This window comes from Roseibium sp., from assembly GCF_965216085.1.
In the GTDB taxonomy this organism is placed as follows: Bacteria; Pseudomonadota; Alphaproteobacteria; order Rhizobiales; family Stappiaceae; genus Roseibium.
In genome coordinates, this window is the sequence record NZ_OZ244138.1 from 979,133 (window position 1) to 995,159 (window position 16,027).

At 54.1% G+C, this 16,027-nt stretch carries 13 protein-coding genes; 2 read left to right on the top strand and 11 right to left on the bottom strand.

Annotation, left to right across the window (positions count from 1 at the left end; all coding sequences use genetic code 11):
- Window positions 1-42: 42 nt before the first annotated feature.
- Both dld and ACOOFE_RS04570 read right to left on the bottom strand, forming a co-directional pair.
- A complete protein-coding gene (gene dld, locus ACOOFE_RS04565; protein ID WP_420413857.1) occupies window positions 43-1,749 on the bottom strand; it encodes a D-lactate dehydrogenase in 1,707 nt (568 codons plus the stop codon).
- A 388-nt stretch (window positions 1,750-2,137) separates the two neighbouring features.
- Window positions 2,138-2,800, bottom strand: a complete 663-nt coding sequence (locus tag ACOOFE_RS04570; RefSeq protein WP_420413858.1) for a lipoyl protein ligase domain-containing protein — start codon at window positions 2,798-2,800, stop codon at window positions 2,138-2,140.
- A 249-nt stretch (window positions 2,801-3,049) separates the two neighbouring features.
- On the opposite strand from ACOOFE_RS04570, the gene ACOOFE_RS04575 reads away from it, so the two are divergent.
- Entirely contained in the window at window positions 3,050-3,625 is a 576-nt protein-coding gene (locus tag ACOOFE_RS04575) for a GNAT family N-acetyltransferase (RefSeq protein ID WP_420413859.1), read from the top strand.
- A gap of 265 nt (window positions 3,626-3,890) precedes the next feature.
- Here ACOOFE_RS04575 and ACOOFE_RS04580 read toward each other — a convergent pair whose 3' ends face one another.
- The 8 genes from ACOOFE_RS04580 to ACOOFE_RS04615 all read right to left on the bottom strand — a co-directional run bounded on the left by ACOOFE_RS04580 (window position 3,891) and on the right by ACOOFE_RS04615 (window position 12,606).
- Window positions 3,891-5,393 (bottom strand): mannitol dehydrogenase family protein, encoded by a 1,503-nt coding sequence (locus tag ACOOFE_RS04580; RefSeq protein WP_420413860.1) that lies wholly within the window; start codon window positions 5,391-5,393, stop codon window positions 3,891-3,893.
- On the bottom strand, window positions 5,381-6,154 hold the full coding sequence (locus ACOOFE_RS04585; RefSeq protein ID WP_420413861.1) for an L-iditol 2-dehydrogenase: 774 nt from the start codon (window positions 6,152-6,154) through the stop codon (window positions 5,381-5,383). The genes ACOOFE_RS04580 and ACOOFE_RS04585 overlap by 13 nt, the downstream gene beginning before the upstream one ends.
- The gene (locus ACOOFE_RS04590) at window positions 6,151-7,155 is read right to left on the bottom strand and encodes an ABC transporter ATP-binding protein (protein WP_420413862.1); all 1,005 of its coding nucleotides are present in this window, start codon (window positions 7,153-7,155) and stop codon (window positions 6,151-6,153) included. Before ACOOFE_RS04590 ends, ACOOFE_RS04585 begins: the two co-directional genes overlap by 4 nt.
- An 11-nt stretch (window positions 7,156-7,166) precedes the next feature.
- Entirely contained in the window at window positions 7,167-7,997 is an 831-nt protein-coding gene (locus ACOOFE_RS04595; RefSeq protein WP_420413863.1) for a carbohydrate ABC transporter permease, read from the bottom strand.
- Window positions 7,998-8,010: 13 nt separating this feature from the next.
- On the bottom strand, window positions 8,011-8,889 hold the full coding sequence (locus tag ACOOFE_RS04600) for a carbohydrate ABC transporter permease (RefSeq protein ID WP_420413864.1): 879 nt from the start codon (window positions 8,887-8,889) through the stop codon (window positions 8,011-8,013).
- Between the two features lie 116 nt (window positions 8,890-9,005).
- A complete protein-coding gene (locus ACOOFE_RS04605; protein ID WP_420413865.1) occupies window positions 9,006-10,310 on the bottom strand; it encodes an ABC transporter substrate-binding protein in 1,305 nt (434 codons plus the stop codon).
- Window positions 10,311-10,403: 93 nt separating this feature from the next.
- Complete coding sequence (locus tag ACOOFE_RS04610; RefSeq protein WP_141185349.1) at window positions 10,404-11,435, bottom strand: LacI family DNA-binding transcriptional regulator; 1,032 nt, start codon at window positions 11,433-11,435, stop codon at window positions 10,404-10,406.
- Window positions 11,436-11,679: 244 nt separating this feature from the next.
- Window positions 11,680-12,606: a LysR family transcriptional regulator gene (locus ACOOFE_RS04615; protein ID WP_420413866.1), complete on the bottom strand. Its 927-nt coding sequence runs from the start codon at window positions 12,604-12,606 to the stop codon at window positions 11,680-11,682.
- A gap of 195 nt (window positions 12,607-12,801) precedes the next feature.
- Here ACOOFE_RS04615 and ACOOFE_RS04620 point away from each other — a divergent pair, with 195 nt between their 5' ends.
- Complete coding sequence (locus tag ACOOFE_RS04620) at window positions 12,802-14,478, top strand: GMC family oxidoreductase (protein ID WP_420413867.1); 1,677 nt, start codon at window positions 12,802-12,804, stop codon at window positions 14,476-14,478.
- A gap of 74 nt (window positions 14,479-14,552) precedes the next feature.
- On the opposite strand, the gene ACOOFE_RS04625 is transcribed toward ACOOFE_RS04620, so the two are convergent.
- Window positions 14,553-16,022, bottom strand: a complete 1,470-nt coding sequence (locus ACOOFE_RS04625; protein WP_420413868.1) for an aldehyde dehydrogenase — start codon at window positions 16,020-16,022, stop codon at window positions 14,553-14,555.
- Window positions 16,023-16,027: the final 5 nt, after the last annotated feature.

The window sequence follows — 16,027 nt, forward strand, 5'->3', positions numbered from 1 at the left end:
CCTTTTGTTTTGGCAACGGTTGAATACCCTACACGCAGTTTTCTAATGGTAGCATTTGCGCCGGGACATCTTGCCGATGCCTGGATTCAGTGTGTTGGTCGGATCGCAGGTTTTATAGAATTCCGCCAAGCCTGGCTTGGCGGCATATAGGTGTCCAACGTTGTGTTCTGCCGGGTATTCGGCGCCGCGTTCATCTAGGATCTTGAGCATCTTTTCCTTCAGAGCTTTCGGATCCTGGCCCTTCTTGACGATGTAGTCCTGATGCAGGACGTGGCAGAAGAAGTGACCGTAGTAGAGCTTGTGCACCAAGCCGTCTTCGATCTCGCCGGGGAGCTGTTCGAACCAGTCCCTGTCGTCGCGGCGAAGGGCAATGTCGAGGGCCAGAATGTCTTCAACCTCGTTTGAGTGGACCGCCTGATAACGCACCGCTGCTCCTGCGGCGGCAAACCGGTGAAGGCCGGCTATTTTGCCTTCGCGCTGCGAACAGATAAACCAGTCTCCTTTTTCTTGCCCGAAGAACTTGCTCAGAAAATCTTCGGCTTCCTGCACGCCGCCATCGCGCATTTTCAGGATCAAGTGATGTTCATAGTGCGCGCGGAAATCTTCCATGCGTTTCGGCAGGATGTTGGGCCACAACTTGGTGAGCACCTGCATGAAGCGGTCGGTCAGGTTGGCCGGAAAAAATGGGATCTTGGAAAGCCGCGCGTCGGCCCAGCCCTTCAGAGCAAAGATCCCTGGCAACCAGTCTGTGCCGAGTTTGTCGATTAGGACAAGAGTATCCTTCCCGTAACGCTTTGAGATGTCATAGATCTCGGCATGCATGTATTCCCCGGAGACGGGTAGATGCTCGAACTCTGCCAGAATGTGCCGGCGTAGGCGTGTCAGAACCTGGGTGTCGTTGGTGCCGATGTAAAAGACTTTCTCAGTATCCGGCTTTGGATAAGTGTCCAAACGGGCTGCAAACACTGCAAGTTTGCCGGCACAGCCGGAGGCCTCATGGAGGCGCCGTTTGTCGGCATTAAAGCGGGCCGGGCTGGGTTCATCAATCTCGCGCACCCGCCGATGATAATCCGTGTCGGAGGCCTTGAGATTGGTGTCGTCGACGTCCTTGTCGGAATAATCTCCGTTTTCAAGCCGGGTCAGGATCGTTTCCGGATCTTGCCCAAGGGAAATGCCCAAGTGATTGACCAACTCTAGGCGGCCGTCTTCGCGGATCTGGGCGTAAAGTGACAGTTCGGTATAAGACGGTCCGCGCTCTACCAGCGAGCCGCCGGAGTTGTTGCAGACCCCGCCGATGATTGACGCGCCGATGCAGGATGATCCGATGACCGAATGCGGTTCACGGTCATAAGGCGCCATCAGTTTTTCAAGGGAAAACAACGTTGCACCTGGAAAACTGATGATCTGCCGCCCGTCCTTGAGAACCTGGATTTTATCCATGCGTTTGGTGCTGAGCACAACGGCGTCCCGGTCGTAATCCCCGTTTGGTGTTGAGCCTTCAGTCAAGCCGGTGTTGGCGGCCTGCATGATGACGATCTTGTCGGCCTCAACACAGGCCTTCAGCACCTGCCATTGTTCCAGCAGGGTCCCAGGTTGAACCACGGCAAGTGCTGTGCCTTCTCCAGAGCGAAACCCCTTGCAGAACCGTTCCATCGACCTTGGATTGGTGATCACATGCCGGTTGCCAACGATGCCCTTCAGCTTTCCGAGGAGTTGATCGGCAGTATTGGGGGACACGGGCGTTTGCATTGGCAATCTCCAGATTCCTGGTCAATTCAGACCCTTGTCTCAATCCGGCCCTGTCGGGCTCCGGCAATCGGCACCAAAAGTATGATAATCCCGGCGGGTTCATATTGGTATAATTTATTTACCAATTTAAATGGCGTTGCGCAAGTTATGAATATGCGCCTTTGTCAGGCGCATTGTGGTTTTCAGTTATTGGAGAGTTCGGGCGTGAGAAAACCGGCGCTTTCTCAGCTCTTTAGTCTGTTTTCAGGATGAGGGTAGGGTGCAGTTGTACTGCCTGTTAAAAACTACAGACGAACGGTCCCGTGTGTTCGGCATCTGACGATCGTCTTAGACGGTCAAGGTAGCGCCCATTTCGCAGAGGCTGGTTTTTGAGAACGCGCTGACCCTTCTAGGCTTGCGCATTGAAAGCCTTTGTTAGCCTGGCGATGAACGCCGGTTTCGTATCATCCTCCGGCAGGCAGGTATGCGCCTTAAGGTCAATCGTCCGCTCTTCGCCGAGCAGGTTTAAAAAGCGGTTGATGGCATCAATGGCGTCAATTGAGACTGGTTCAATCAGCATGATGGCATGGGCCATAATGGCGCTTCGGGTCCGGTCGGCTTTTCCCCGCCGTATGCGCATTGCGGTGCCGGCGAATTTAAGGCCGTTCAGCTGAACATTGTATTCTCCGTCACAAAAGGCCCCGGGTTTCCAGCCTCTGCTTGCCCCCGGGCCAAGAGCCTGCTCGATCGGAGTGCAAAGCCTATTATATTCTTCTTTCAGATCGACGGGTTTTCCCGGCTCAGTCGCATAAACATGGGTGACATTTAAGATACCGGCACCTTGCGGCGTGACATCGCCGCCGGTGCTGCGCAAGTTCACCGGCCAACCTTCTGCCGCCAGACTATGAGAGGTCTCGCCGAACCGAGGCTTAGTGCTCAGGCTCTTCGGAGAAACGAGACACCTGGGGCTTTCCCAAAACCACAAATGCCGGTTATCCGGATTGCGGCTTACGTCTTCAAGAAGCTCCAACTCACGTGCCAGAGCCTCGGCTGCATCCAGAAAGTCTACCAAATGCGGTCTCCATGATGCCTGCTGTTCTTGCAGAAGAGGATCTAACCAGTCAGCCAAGAAAACACAACGAAAGCAAGTTGTGCATCGGATATTGCGTTACACTTTCATCAGCTGTTTCGGCCGTGCCTCTGACCGATCCTAAAACGAGTTTGCCTCTTACAGCTAGACTATGCTGCGCTGCGATATTACTCTCTTTGCGGGAGGACACTTTCGTTGCTGGTAACCGGCGTAACAAAGAGGTCCAAACTCATGATTTATAGAACAATTCTTTCTCAGACTGGAATCCGGCGATTGTGGAAGTCCGACCAGTTAAAGTTGGTTGATCACTTTCTGCGGCTCGACAAGCATACACGGCATCTTAGATTTGGCGGCACAGTAAGCGACAGTTTTCTAAAGCAGTATGCCGAGACGATTTTAACGACCGACTATGTGAATTTTGGCGCTTTTCCTGATGGTGAATTGCGGGGCGTAGCGGAATTGCGCGGGCTTTTAGATAGTTGGCCTCGGAGCGCGGAAATTGCTCTTGTGGTGGAGCCTGCCTGGCAGGACCGAGGCATAGGCGAAGCGATGTTCAACCGTCTGCTTGCTGCCGCCCAGAAGCGTGGCATTAAGAAGCTCAATATGCTTTGCCTGCACGAGAACACTCGAATGCGGAATTTGGCCCGGAAGCACGATGCACATCTGACAATCGAAAGTGGCAATATCGAAGCAACGCTCGGTATGGCGTGGCCGACGCCGATCTCAATATTCGATGAAGTCTTCAATGATCCGCGCGGCTATTTGCCCGCCCCCTTTCGGACATCTAGCCGGCAAAAAGGGCAGTAGTCCGAACAACCTGAAGGGAATGACCCAGCGGCTCAGTTGTTTCGAAATGTCTCATGCAACACGAAGCCCTGCTATCACTTCAGGGCCGTTCTATCATTCACGGGTCAAGAACACCGGGAAGGATGTGTCCGTTGTTATATGGAGGTCAATCGCACGCCGATGAGCACCCGAAACAAACTTTCGCAACCCTGTTCGTAGCTTGGTTATAGGAACAACAGACTCGCATCGCGAAATTGGTGTCACCTGAACTGAGATAACTGAGTACTCAAGATTGTGCTCTAAGTTGAGCTTTCTCACCGGTGTAGGCCCTTAGCGCTGCTTCGCACCCGTGTGCCCAAATCATTTCCAGCCAGTGGTCAAATGCATCTGCGAAGGGACGGGCGGCAGCAATATCGCCATAGATGCTGTTGTCTGTCAGCCAGGTTTGTGGCCGCGTGCGCGCTTTTTCCGCAATATCAGTCAGTTCTGACCAATTTGGGTCGTTCGGTTCAATCGTGGACCCATCTTCGCGAGTCCCTGCGCACATCCGTGCCCAGAGAGCTTCTACCAAAGCAAGGCCTTCTACGGGTATTCCGGACGCAAGTGCATCTCGAATTATGGGTAAAATAAAGCCCGCATGCCGCGACGACCCATCGAACGCAACGCGCCGGGTCGTGTCGACAATCGCGGGATTTTTGAATCGATCTTCGATCAGATCAACATATTGTGCTGCCGTCATGCCTGGAACATCTGCCACATGTGGCACGATTTCGTCAGTCAGAACCGTCCTGAATAACTCGGAGATCAGTGGATGAGCTAGGCAGTCGGCGACTGTATCCAGCGCAAGAATTTCTCCAGGTCCTGCAAGGATCTGATGACCAGCGTTCAGAAGGCGAAGCTTCATCATCTCATATACGTGGACGTCATCAGTAAATGTCGCCCCTACCTTCTCCCATAATGGGCGACCTGCACAAAAATCATCCTCAATAACCCACTGCCGGAAGGACTCGTGGGTTACCGGAGCTTGGTCGTCGATGCCGATGTCTTGTGCAAGAGCGATCTCGCGAGGGCCAGTTGCCGGGACAATGCAGTCGACCATCGAATTGGGAAAACTGCAGTTGGTATTGATCCAGTCTCCGAGTTCCGGATCTGATAAGTGTGCAAGGCTCACAACCGTTTGGCGTAGAACATGGCCATTTGCCAGAAGGTTGTCGCAGCTCATGCCGGTGAATGGCCCAATTCCGAGGTCACGGCGAATTTTGAGTGCCGCAACAATGGCGCCGAATGCGGTGCGCGGCGCATCAGGGTGATGTGCATCATGCACAATGTCCGGGTGCTCGGCGTCGAGTTCTTTTGTCACCGGATCAATGTAATATCCGCCTTCGGTCACAGTCAGTGCCACGATCCTGACAGCGGGATCTGCCATCTGTGTGATGAGGCTCCGGTTATCTGGTTCGATCGGCAGGTAATCGATCATTGAACCAACGACTTCGGCAGTGGCGTGAGAAGGTTTCAACTCGATAAGTGTTGTCAGGCAGTCCTGACTAAGAAGCTTGTCGCGCATGGCAGCATCATATGAGCGGACACCGGCGCCGATAATGGCCCAATCAAGAGCCTGATTTTCTTGCATAAGTCGGTGCAGATACCAAGCTTGATGCGCCCTATGGAAATTGCCGACACCTATATGGACAATGCCAGGTGTCAGATTGGACCGGTCATAGGTTGGCCGGGCAATGCTTGCTGGAATCCTGTCAAGATTGGCATCATATAGTGGGATCAGCTCATCCATTGGCCGCCATCCACATTGTAGGTTTGTGCCAGGATGTAATTGGCTTCGTCGCTGGCGAGAAATACCGCCATTCCTGTCAAATCTTCTGCGGTCCCCATGCGCCCAAACGGAACGGATTCGCCGACTTCTCTTTTCTTCTGTCCTGGCGCTTTGTTCTCATATTTTGCAAAAAACGCATCAACACCATCCCAATGTTCGCCGTCAACGACGCCAGGGGCGATCGCGTTCACATTGATGCCATGGTCAATGAGGTTGAGAGCCGCGGATTGAGTGAGGCTGATGATAGCTGCTTTGCTTGCACAGTAGACGGCAACAAGAGGTTCGCCGCGGCGGCCGGCCTGGCTGGCCATGTTGATGATCTTGCCACCACCGCCTCTGTCGATCATGTGGCGAGCGACCGCTTGCATTGTGAAGAGTGTGCCGCTGACATTGATGTCGAAGACCCGTTGGTAGTCGGCTCTTTCAATTTCGACGATCGGAGCTGCGGTAAAGATTGCCGCATTGTTGATGAGGATGTCGATTTTTCCAAACGCAGAAACGGTCTCGGTTACAGCACGATCAATGCTTTCCTGGTCTGTGACATCCACTTTTACAGCGATGGCAGCTTCGCCCAAGTCACTTGCGGACTGTTGCGCGCGTTGAAAATCAATGTCAGCGATCGCCACCCGGGCGCCTTCCGCAATGTAGGCTTTTGCGAAGGCCAGACCGATACCGCGTGCAGCACCGGTAATCAGTGCTGTTTTTCCTTCTAAACGCTTCATGGAAGCCTCAGGCCTTTTTCATCGAACTTATGAATGACATCTGCGCGCGGTGTCATGTGGATGCGGTCGCCGTGACGAAAGCCGACTTCCCCATCGGCCCGAACGGTAATGGTGTCGGCAAGGCCTGTGTTGTGCACATGGAAGAACGTGTCGGAACCCAAGTGTTCTGAGACGCTGACCACCCCGGACCACAAGCCTTCGATTTCCGAAACTGCAATGTGTTCTGGGCGGACCCCAATCGCGTGAGCGTTATGCTTGGCGGCTTCCGGTCCTTCGATGAAGTTCATCTTCGGGGAGCCGATGAAACCGGCGACGAACTGGTTGCGCGGGGTCTTATAAAGCTCAAGTGGAGACCCAACTTGCTCTATGTTGCCGGCACGCAGAACCACGATCTTGTCCGCCATGGTCATCGCTTCGACCTGATCGTGGGTGACATAAATCATTGTCGTTTTAAGGCGCTCGTGAAGCTCGGAAATCTCCAGACGCATGCCGACCCGCAAGGCAGCGTCGAGATTTGATAATGGCTCATCGAACAGAAACGCTGAGGGTTCGCGGACAATGGCCCTTCCAATGGCAACGCGTTGTCGTTGACCGCCAGACAGCTGTCCCGGTCGGCGGTCCAGATAGTCTGTCAGGTTCAGAACGGCAGCTGCCTGTTCCACCCGGCGATCCTGTTCGGCCTTGTCGAGCTTGGCCATGCGCAACGGAAAGGCGATGTTTTTGCGCACCGACATATGCGGATAAAGCGCGTAAGACTGGAAGACCATCGCAAGGCCGCGTTTGGCCGGCGGAACGCTGGTTGCGTCTTGACCGTCGATAAAGATCGTGCCGGATGTGATGTCTTCCAGACCAGCGATCAATCTAAGCAGTGTTGACTTGCCGCATCCGGATGGGCCGACAAAGACAGTGAATTCGCCATCTTCGATTTCCAGATCAAGCGACGGAATAACTTCCACATCGCCGAACCTCTTTGTCACCTGCTTGAGTGAGATTTGTCCCATGAGAGCGTTTCCTACTTAACCGCGCCGAACGTGAGGCCGCGAACGAGTTGCTTCTGACTGAACCAGCCAAGGATGAGGATCGGCGCAATGGCCATGGTCGAGGCCGCGCTGAGCTTGGCGTAGAAGAGGCCTTCAGGGCTTGAGTAGCTTGCGATAAAGGCTGTTAGCGGTGCCGCATCGGCCGCCGTCAGGTTGAGCGTCCAGAAGGCTTCGTTCCACGCCAGAATTATATTGAGCAGCACTGTTGAAGCGATGCCGGGGATCGCCATTGGTGTCAGGATGTAGAGGATCTCTTCCTTCAGGCTCGCACCGTCCATTCGGGCCGCTTCAAGTATTTCGCCTGGAATTTCCTTGAAGTACGTGTAGAGCATCCAGACGATGATCGGCAGGTTGATCAACATCAGCACGACTGTCAGTCCGATGCGCGTATCGAGCAGTCCCAGTTTGATAAACAAGAGATAGATTGGATAAAGCACACCAACGGCTGGCAGCATCTTGGTGGACAGCATCCAAAGTAGGATATCTTTGGTGCGCTTGGACGGCACAAAAGCCATCGACCAGGCTGCGGGGACGGCAACGATGATCCCCAATAGTGTCGAACCTCCGGCGATGATTACAGAGTTCCACAAGAACCGCATGTAATCCGACCGTTCCTGAACGATCGCATAGTTTTCCAGTGTCCAGTCAAAGAAGAAAAACAGCGGGGGATCATTGATCGCCTGAGCTTCGGTTTTGAAGCTGGTCAGGATGGTCCAAAGAATTGGGAAGAAGATCAACAAACCGATGATCCATGCACCGAGTGTGTTGATGATTTTGCGCTGGTTGGTGACTGCACGAGCCATGATCCGTCTCCCCTCAAGCGTCCAGGTTCTTGCCGACAATCCGCATCAGGAATACGGCAACGATGTTGGCGAGAATGATGGCGTAGACACCGCCGGCTGACCCGAGGCCAATGTTCTGACTTTCCAGAACCCGCTGGAAAATCAAATAGGTCAGCGTTTTGGTGCCAAATGCACCGGCAGTGGTGACGAAGATTTCGGCAAAGATCGATAACAAGAAGATCGTTTGGATCAGCACCACAATGGTGATGGCCCGTGCCAGGTGCGGCAGGATGATAAATCCAAAGCGGGCGAGCGGCGGTGCACCATCCATTTCCGCAGCTTCCAGCTGTTCGCTGTCGAGTGATTGGATGGCGGTTAAGAGGATGAGCGTTGCAAATGGCAGCCATTGCCAGGAAACAATGAGGATAATGGAGGGTAGGGACGCCTGACTAAGCCACAATATGGGTTCGGCGCCAAAGAACCGCCAAATATGCGCTAAGAGACCGTTCACGGGGTCCATGAACATGTTCTTCCAGACCAGCGCCGATACAGTCGGCATGACAAAGAACGGCGCAATTACAAGGATGCGGACAATCCCTTGGCCCCACATCGGCTGATCAAGGAGAAGGGCCAGCAGAACGCCCAAAACAATCGTAATGACCAATACCCCTCCGACGATTATGAGGGTGGCGTAGATGCTGGGCCAAAAAGAGCTGGACGATATAAACCGCGTATAGTTGGTAAAGCCGACCCAATCGAGACCGTTGGCCATCGAGTCTCCTCTAAGCGGCAAGTACTTTTTGAATGAAAAGAAAAGGGTCAAAGTCAATGGAACCAGCATCCATCCTAGGAGCAGGATTACAGCGGGTGCCATCATAAGTCTGGCTGCAGATCGTGAGTGCTGGGTGGCCATGAATACGCCTCCTCTGTTGACGGCAACGCCGCCTCAGATGCCAATTCGATTGTTTTGGGTGCAATCAGACTAGAGGACCAGAGGGCAGGAGTCCCGCCCTCTGGGAGCAGTGAAGCTCAGCGGTATCCCGCCGCTTCCATTGCATCATTGGTCAGGGCTTGAGCCTTTGCCAAAGCATCTTCAACACTCTGTTGACCTGCGTATACAGCTGAGAATTCCTGGCTGACTTCTGTCGCAATGCCTGCAAACTCCGGAATTGCTACGAACTGGATGCCAACATAAGGAACCGGTTTGACGGTTGGATTGGCAGGATCCGCTGCGTTGATGGAATCGAGGGTCATTTTTGCAAATGGGACGGCCTGATACTCCGGCGTCTCATAGAGAGAGGTGCGTGCGCCAGGAGGCACGTTGGCCCAGCCTTCTTCTGCCGCGACCAATTCAATGTAGTCCTTGGATGTGGCCCATTCGATGAACTGCTTGGCAGCAGCTTCCTTTTGAGTTCCCGCAGGAACGGCCAGTGCCCATGCCCAAAGCCAGTTGGAGCGCTTGCCAAGGCCTGTATCGGGCGCCAGCGCAAAACCGACGCTATCTGCAACCGTAGAGTCCTTCGGGTTGGTTACGAAAGATGCTGCAACGGTGGCGTCAATCCACATGCCGCATTTGCCCTGCTGAAACAGAGACAGGTTTTCGTTGAAGCCGTTGGTTGCGTATCCTGGAGGGCCGGATTCCTTCATCATGCCGACAAAGAAGTTGAGCGCGTTTGCCCACTCCGGCTGATCAAACTGGGCGTTCCAGTTTTCGTCAAACCAACGGGCACCGAAGGAATTTCCGGTCACAGTAATAAAGGCGCCGCCTTCACCCCAACCGGCCTTGCCCCGCAGGCAGATGCCGTTGATGTCGTTATCACGGTCGGTCATCGCCTTCGCAGCTTCGCGAATGAACTCCCAAGTCGGTGCTTCCGGCATTTCCAACCCGGCATTTGCCATGAGGTCGGTTCGGTACATGACCATCGAGCTTTCACCGTAAAATGGAGCGGCAAAAAGTGTTCCATCGTGGCTTAGACCACTGCGCATAGCGGGCAGAATATCGTCAACATCATATTCAGCTGAAAGGTCGTTCAGAGGAACTAGCCAGCCGTTGGCACCCCAAATTGGAGTTTCGTACATACCAATGGTCATGATGTCGAAAGCACCGCCTTTGGTGCTGATGTCGGTCGTAACGCGCTGGCGCAGGACGTTTTCTTCCAGCGTGACCCACTCGACGGTATGGCCTGTCTTGGCTGTGAAGTCGTCGGTGTAGCCCTGCATGCGGATCATGTCGCCGTTGTTCACCGTGGCGATGGTCAAAGTTTCTGCCGCAGCTCCTCCTACTGCGAGCAAAGACAGCGCTGTGGCTGCGGTCAGTGTGGTCTTCAATAGCATTTATTCCTCCCTGGACTGGGCGCTATACCCACAGCCAGTGAACGCGAAAAGTTTTCTCGCGTCAAGAAAATTTTTACGCGCGTAAAATTTGAATTAAGCAGAGTCGCGCATAATCAAGCGGGCCGGAAATCGGATTTCCTCCCGTTGCTCAAACCGGCCTCCATTTTCGATCAATCGGAACAAGGTGTTAACGACATGTTCCGACACCGCCGCATAATCATGCGAAGCTGTTGTTAACGACGGGCAAGTGAAGCGTGAAAAAGGATGGCCATCATGCGATGCGACGCGAAGGTCACAGTCTTCACCCCGTCCGACCTTTACACCCAATTCATAGCAGGCAGACAAAAATCCAATGGCCAGGCGGTCATTGCTACATAAGACCGTGTTGACTGGAAGGGCTCTGTTTTCGAGGAGTTCGAGTCCTCCCTGGCGCCCGATTTCCTCAAAACCCCAACCTTGCCCTTCGATGCGAATGACATGGGGCTCCAGTTGCAGGCGCTGCATCATGCTCAGATAAGCCTCACGCCTTTTGTTCGCGTTCGGGTTTGCCGGATAGCGCATCTCGAAGAAACATGGCGGTTCGCCGGTTCGGCTTAAATACTCGACCGTTTGTGACACAAAACTGTAGTTATCCGAGCCAACAAAGGCCTCTCCCATGCCTTCAATATTGCTGTCGAACAATACCGTTGGGACTTCCTTGCAGAAGGCTTCGATCGCGGATTTGTCAGACTGCCGCCCAAGCGGAGCGAGCAAAACGCCTGCTGGCTTTAACGAACGCAGGCTGTTTAGAATGTCGTTTTCCCGCTCCTGCTCGCCATGTGAACCGAAGAGGGTCGGGGCGAACCCTGCGTCAATACAACGCCGCTCGATCACTCGGACGATCTCGGCAAAAAACGGGTCCGCCAAATAGGGAACAACGATGCCGATATTCTTCGTCATCCGCCTATTTTGGTTCATCGCATAGATGTTTGGGCGGTAGTCGAACCGCTCTAAAGCTGCCTCGATCCGCTCGCGCGTTGATGTACGGACGCTTTCGGGATCATTGAAGTATTTTGAAATGGTCGGCCGGGAGATGCCGCTGACGGCTGCAAACTCCTCCATATTCTTCACCTTCCGGTCGCCCATTTATTTGCCTCTTCGTATTCAACTTCATGTTTGGACCCAATGCACCTTTCGAAGCGCGCTAGGGAATTCAGAATATTTACGCGCGAAAATATAAAAATTCCAATTTTTGTTGTTTTGGAAACTGATCAAGTTTTCAGGAAGCCGGAAAAGTACCGGTCATTTTAGCGTTGATGTGCTTGTCTGGCTCACAGCCGCTGAAAGCCTTGGCTGTCTGCAACGAACGTATTTGGGGCGAATTCTAGGTCTAAGCGGTCTCTAGTTGCCAGATATCGCGCAATAGAGTGATCACGGCGTCAATTGCCGGCAGTTTCTTGTGGGTGTCTAACGTCACAAAACTCAAACTGGCTGGAACGGAAACTGTGTCCGATACCGCGATCCCGAACGCTTGCTGCTGATGGAGGGCAATCGACTCGCGGCAAAGGCTGAGACCAACACCAGCACGGACCATTTCCAGCATGGAAGCTTCCTGATCCACCAAAGCAACGATGTTTTGGTGGCATCCAGCTTCCTCAAAAATCCCGCTTAGCAGTCGGCGATGAACCGACGCGTCAGGGGTTCCGATCCACGGCAGTTCGGCAAGGTCCGGCCAGGACTTTCCTTCCAGGCGTCCTTGCCAGCCGGACGGGGCGATGACGTGGTAGCTGAAATCGGCGAGCTTCATAAAATGCAGGTCCGGTTCGCTTTCCGTGACTTCATCCTGACCGGGCTTTGGCCCGCTGAGGTAATAACCAGCATCTATTTGGTTGCGCTGGAGACGGGTAAGAATCTCCCCACTCACGCCATGTTTCAACTCGGTCTCGATATTCGGAAAGTTTTCGCGGACCTGAATGAGCAACTGGCCCAGGCGGATAAATTCCGGATCAACGATTGTTCCGAGCCTGAGCTTGCCGCTGATTTGATTGGTGCGCTGTTCCGCGCTGCGCCGGAAATCGTCCAATGCATCAAGCACCCTTTCGGCTTTTGCCAAAAGGGCGGATCCATCCGGTGTCAGCCTCAATCCCTTGGCGGTGCGCGAAAACAGCAACACGCCGGCGTCTTCGCTGAGACGTTTTATTTGATGGCTGATGGCGGGTTGACTGAGGTTCAACACCTCGGCTGCCTGAGAAACACTCCCTTCACGCGCGACTGTGATGAAAGCTAACAGCGTGTTTATGTTAGAAAATCGTTCCATATTCAAAATTCTAATATTGCTCTGTTCAATTCGTCATTAGATTTTTTGCGCGGCATCAGTATGGAATTGAAAATGAGTGTTCTGGGAGGAACCTCCTCACGGTGACATGACAAGCTACCTCGGAATGTAAATCCGGCTGTGCCAAAAGTCCTTCCTGCCGCAAGTGCTAAATACTAATAAAGTCAAGGGGCGCCTATGCCATCTGTAGACGGGTCTGATCAGGGTTTCGATTACATCGTCATTGGCGGCGGTTCAGCAGGATGCCTTTTGGCCAACCGCCTGAGTAGGAACCCTGAAAACCGGGTGCTTCTGCTGGAGGCAGGCAAGGCTGATACCTATCCCTGGATCCACATTCCGGTTGGATATTTGTATTGCATCGGCAATCCGCGGACCGATTGGCTGTTCCAAACCGAGCCTGACAAGGGCCTTAATGGCCGCAGCTTGCGGTATCCGCGCGGCAAAACCCTCGGTGGTTGTTCGTCAATCAACGGCATGATCTACATGCGCGGTCAGGCACAGGATTATAACAACTGGGCCAATCTGACCGGCGATGACGATTGGAACTGGGACAACTGCCTAACAGATTTCATGGCGCATGAAGATCATCACGCGCTCGACAACGGGGCGGATCCGGCGACCGGCGGCAACAGCCGTTTTTCTGACATGCACGGTCATGGCGGAGAATGGCGGGTCGAAAAACAACGGCTGCGTTGGGATGTTCTGGACAGTTTCGCCGAAGCTGCTGTGGAGGCGGGCATAGAAAAGACCGACGACTTCAACACGGGAGACAATGCTGGCGTTGGCTATTTTGATGTGAATCAGCGTTCGGGCTGGAGATGGAACACTTCGAAGGCCTTCCTCAAACCAGCCAAGCAGCGGCCAAACCTGACCGTTTGGACCGAAGCTCAAGTTGAGCGTCTGACTTTAGCTAAAAACGGAGACGGGCAGCTTGCCTGCTCCGGCGCGATCGTCAACCGCAAGGGGCAGTCCACCCCGGTGACGGCCGCCAAGGAAGTTGTGCTATCTGCCGGTGCCATTGGGTCTCCGCAGATCCTGCAGCTGTCCGGCATCGGCCCGGCCGATCTCTTGAAGTCCCATGGTATTGATGTGGTTCTGGATGCGCCGGCGGTTGGTGGGAACTTGCAAGACCACTTGCAGATCCGGGCCGTGTTCAAGGTCAAAGGGACACGCACACTCAACACGCTGGCCAACTCCCTGTTTGGGAAAGCAACGATCGGCCTGGAATACGCCTTCAAGCGGTCAGGGCCTATGAGCATGTCACCAAGCCAGCTCGGCGCTTTTTCGAGATCTGATCCCGATCGCCCGTATGCCAATCTCGAATATCACGTGCAGCCGCTCAGCCTGGAAGCATTCGGGGAAGACCTGCACGACTTCCCAGCCATCACGGTAAGTGTTTGCAATCTGAACCCGACAAGCCGCGGGCATGTTCAAATCCGCTCCGGCGATTTCCGGGATGCTCCGAAGATCTTGCCGAACTATCTTGCGACGGAAGAGGACCGCAAAGTCGCTGCCGATAGCCTGCGCCAAGTGCGTGAAATCATGGCGAAGCCGGCGATGAAACAATACGCTCCGGTAGAATACAAACCTGGTATCCAGTACCAGAGCGATGACGAACTGGCTAAACTGGCAGGAGATATCGCCAACACGATTTTCCATCCAGTCGGCACTGTCAAAATGGGCCGCGAGGACGATGCCTCAGCGGTTCTTGACCCTCATCTCCGTTTCAAGGGCGTGTCCGGGCTACGCGTTGTGGATGCGAGCATCATGCCGGAAATCACCAGCGGGAACACCAATGCCCCGACGCTGATGATCGCCGAAAAAGCAGCAAAATGGATTTTGGCCGGAGTCTAAGCGAAGGCTCACTGGAGTAAAGGCCGTTGACTTCGGCCAATGTAATGTATTGCTGGTTCAGCCTTTGCAATACCTCATCGCATCACGAATGGATTGGCCATTGGTTCCCTGGAAATGTTGATCCAGACGGTCTTCGTGCGGGTGTAATCCAGAACAGCCTCAACACCGGCTTCCCGTCCATAACCGGACTGGTTGAAGCCGCCAAACGGGGCCATGGGAGATATGGCGCGGTAGGTGTTGATCCAGCAGATGCCAGCCCGCAACCTTTCTGAAACCCGATGGGCGCGTGCAACGTCCCGGGTAAAGACCCCGGATGCCAACCCGTAGGGCGTATCGTTTGCCAGGGCAATGGCTTCTTCTTCTGTGTCGAAGGGCAGCAAAGACATGACAGGGCCGAACATTTCCACCTTAAGAGTTTCAATATCTGAAGATGGACATTCCACCAGCGTTGGAGCCATGTAGTTTCCTGGCCGCGACAGGGACGCCCCACCAAAACGGATTCTGGCTCCCTGCGCCTTGGCCGTTTCCAGTGTTGCGGTAATTTTGTTGATCTGCGCCTTTGTGCAAAGCGGCCCGACATGGGTCGCCGCATCCAGCGGATCACCAACAGCGATTGTGGCCGCTTTTTCAGAAATACGCTCAATCAGATCTTCAAAGACACTTCTTTGAACGAGGGCGCGTGATCCGGCTACACAGCTTTGACCCGAGGCTCCAAAGTTGCCGGCTATCAATCCATTTGCGGCACCGTTGAGGTCTGCGTCGTCGAACACCAGGACCGGAGATTTTCCGCCCAATTCCAAACTCGTTACCGCAAAATTCTCCGCCGAGTTGCGGACAACATGGCGGGCCGTTTCCGGGCCGCCGGTAAAGGCAATCCTGTCCACATCAGGGTGCCGGGTCAAAGGAATGGCACAGTTCACAGCATCGCCTGTGACGACAGAAACAACACCTGGAGGAAATCCAGCTTCCTCAATGAGTTTTGCAAATTCGAGCATTGGGACCGGCGCAATTTCAGACGCCTTGAGGACAACAGTGCAGCCCGCGGCAAGTGCCGGACCCAGCTTCGTCGCAGTCAGGAACATCTGCGCATTCCATGGAACCACCGCTGCGACAACGCCGATCGGTTCCCGGCGAGTGTGGACATGCATATCTGGTTTGTCGATCGGCAAAACGGCGCCTTCGATCTTATCCGCCAGTCCTGCGTAATAACGGTAGTAGTCGGCGACGTATTTTGTCTGGCTGAGGGTTTCGGCGAGTAATTTGCCGCTGTCCGTGGTTTCCAGCCGGCCAAGATCTTCGGCCTTTTCTTCGATCAATTCGGACAGCCGGTAAAGCAACTTGCCACGCTGGGTTTGGCTCAAATCCCGCCAGTTGGGGTCGCTCAGGGCCCGGCGGGCAGCGCCAATTGCCTCTTCAACATCTGACAGCGCTGCACACGCAAAGGATGCCCAGTTTTCACCGGTGGCAGGGTTCTGGCTGTGCATCACCTGGCCATCTGCGCCCTCGCGCCAGCGGCCATCAATATAGAGCTGATAGTGCTGCATTCTTC

What these genes read in the sequence shown, in the direction of transcription:
- dld (WP_420413857.1), bottom strand. Translation starts at nt 1,749, where the DNA reads ATGCAAACGCCCGTGTCCCCCAATACTGCCGATCAACTCCTCGGAAAG.
- ACOOFE_RS04575 (WP_420413859.1), top strand. Translation starts at nt 3,050, where the DNA reads ATGATTTATAGAACAATTCTTTCTCAGACTGGAATCCGGCGATTGTGG.
- ACOOFE_RS04580 (WP_420413860.1), bottom strand. Translation starts at nt 5,393, where the DNA reads ATGGATGAGCTGATCCCACTATATGATGCCAATCTTGACAGGATTCCA.
- ACOOFE_RS04585 (WP_420413861.1), bottom strand. Translation starts at nt 6,154, where the DNA reads ATGAAGCGTTTAGAAGGAAAAACAGCACTGATTACCGGTGCTGCACGC.
- ACOOFE_RS04590 (WP_420413862.1), bottom strand. Translation starts at nt 7,155, where the DNA reads ATGGGACAAATCTCACTCAAGCAGGTGACAAAGAGGTTCGGCGATGTG.
- ACOOFE_RS04595 (WP_420413863.1), bottom strand. Translation starts at nt 7,997, where the DNA reads ATGGCTCGTGCAGTCACCAACCAGCGCAAAATCATCAACACACTCGGT.
- ACOOFE_RS04600 (WP_420413864.1), bottom strand. Translation starts at nt 8,889, where the DNA reads ATGGCCACCCAGCACTCACGATCTGCAGCCAGACTTATGATGGCACCC.
- ACOOFE_RS04605 (WP_420413865.1), bottom strand. Translation starts at nt 10,310, where the DNA reads ATGCTATTGAAGACCACACTGACCGCAGCCACAGCGCTGTCTTTGCTC.
- ACOOFE_RS04610 (WP_141185349.1), bottom strand. Translation starts at nt 11,435, where the DNA reads ATGGGCGACCGGAAGGTGAAGAATATGGAGGAGTTTGCAGCCGTCAGC.
- ACOOFE_RS04615 (WP_420413866.1), bottom strand. Translation starts at nt 12,606, where the DNA reads ATGGAACGATTTTCTAACATAAACACGCTGTTAGCTTTCATCACAGTC.
- ACOOFE_RS04620 (WP_420413867.1), top strand. Translation starts at nt 12,802, where the DNA reads ATGCCATCTGTAGACGGGTCTGATCAGGGTTTCGATTACATCGTCATT.
- ACOOFE_RS04625 (WP_420413868.1), bottom strand. Translation starts at nt 16,022, where the DNA reads ATGCAGCACTATCAGCTCTATATTGATGGCCGCTGGCGCGAGGGCGCA.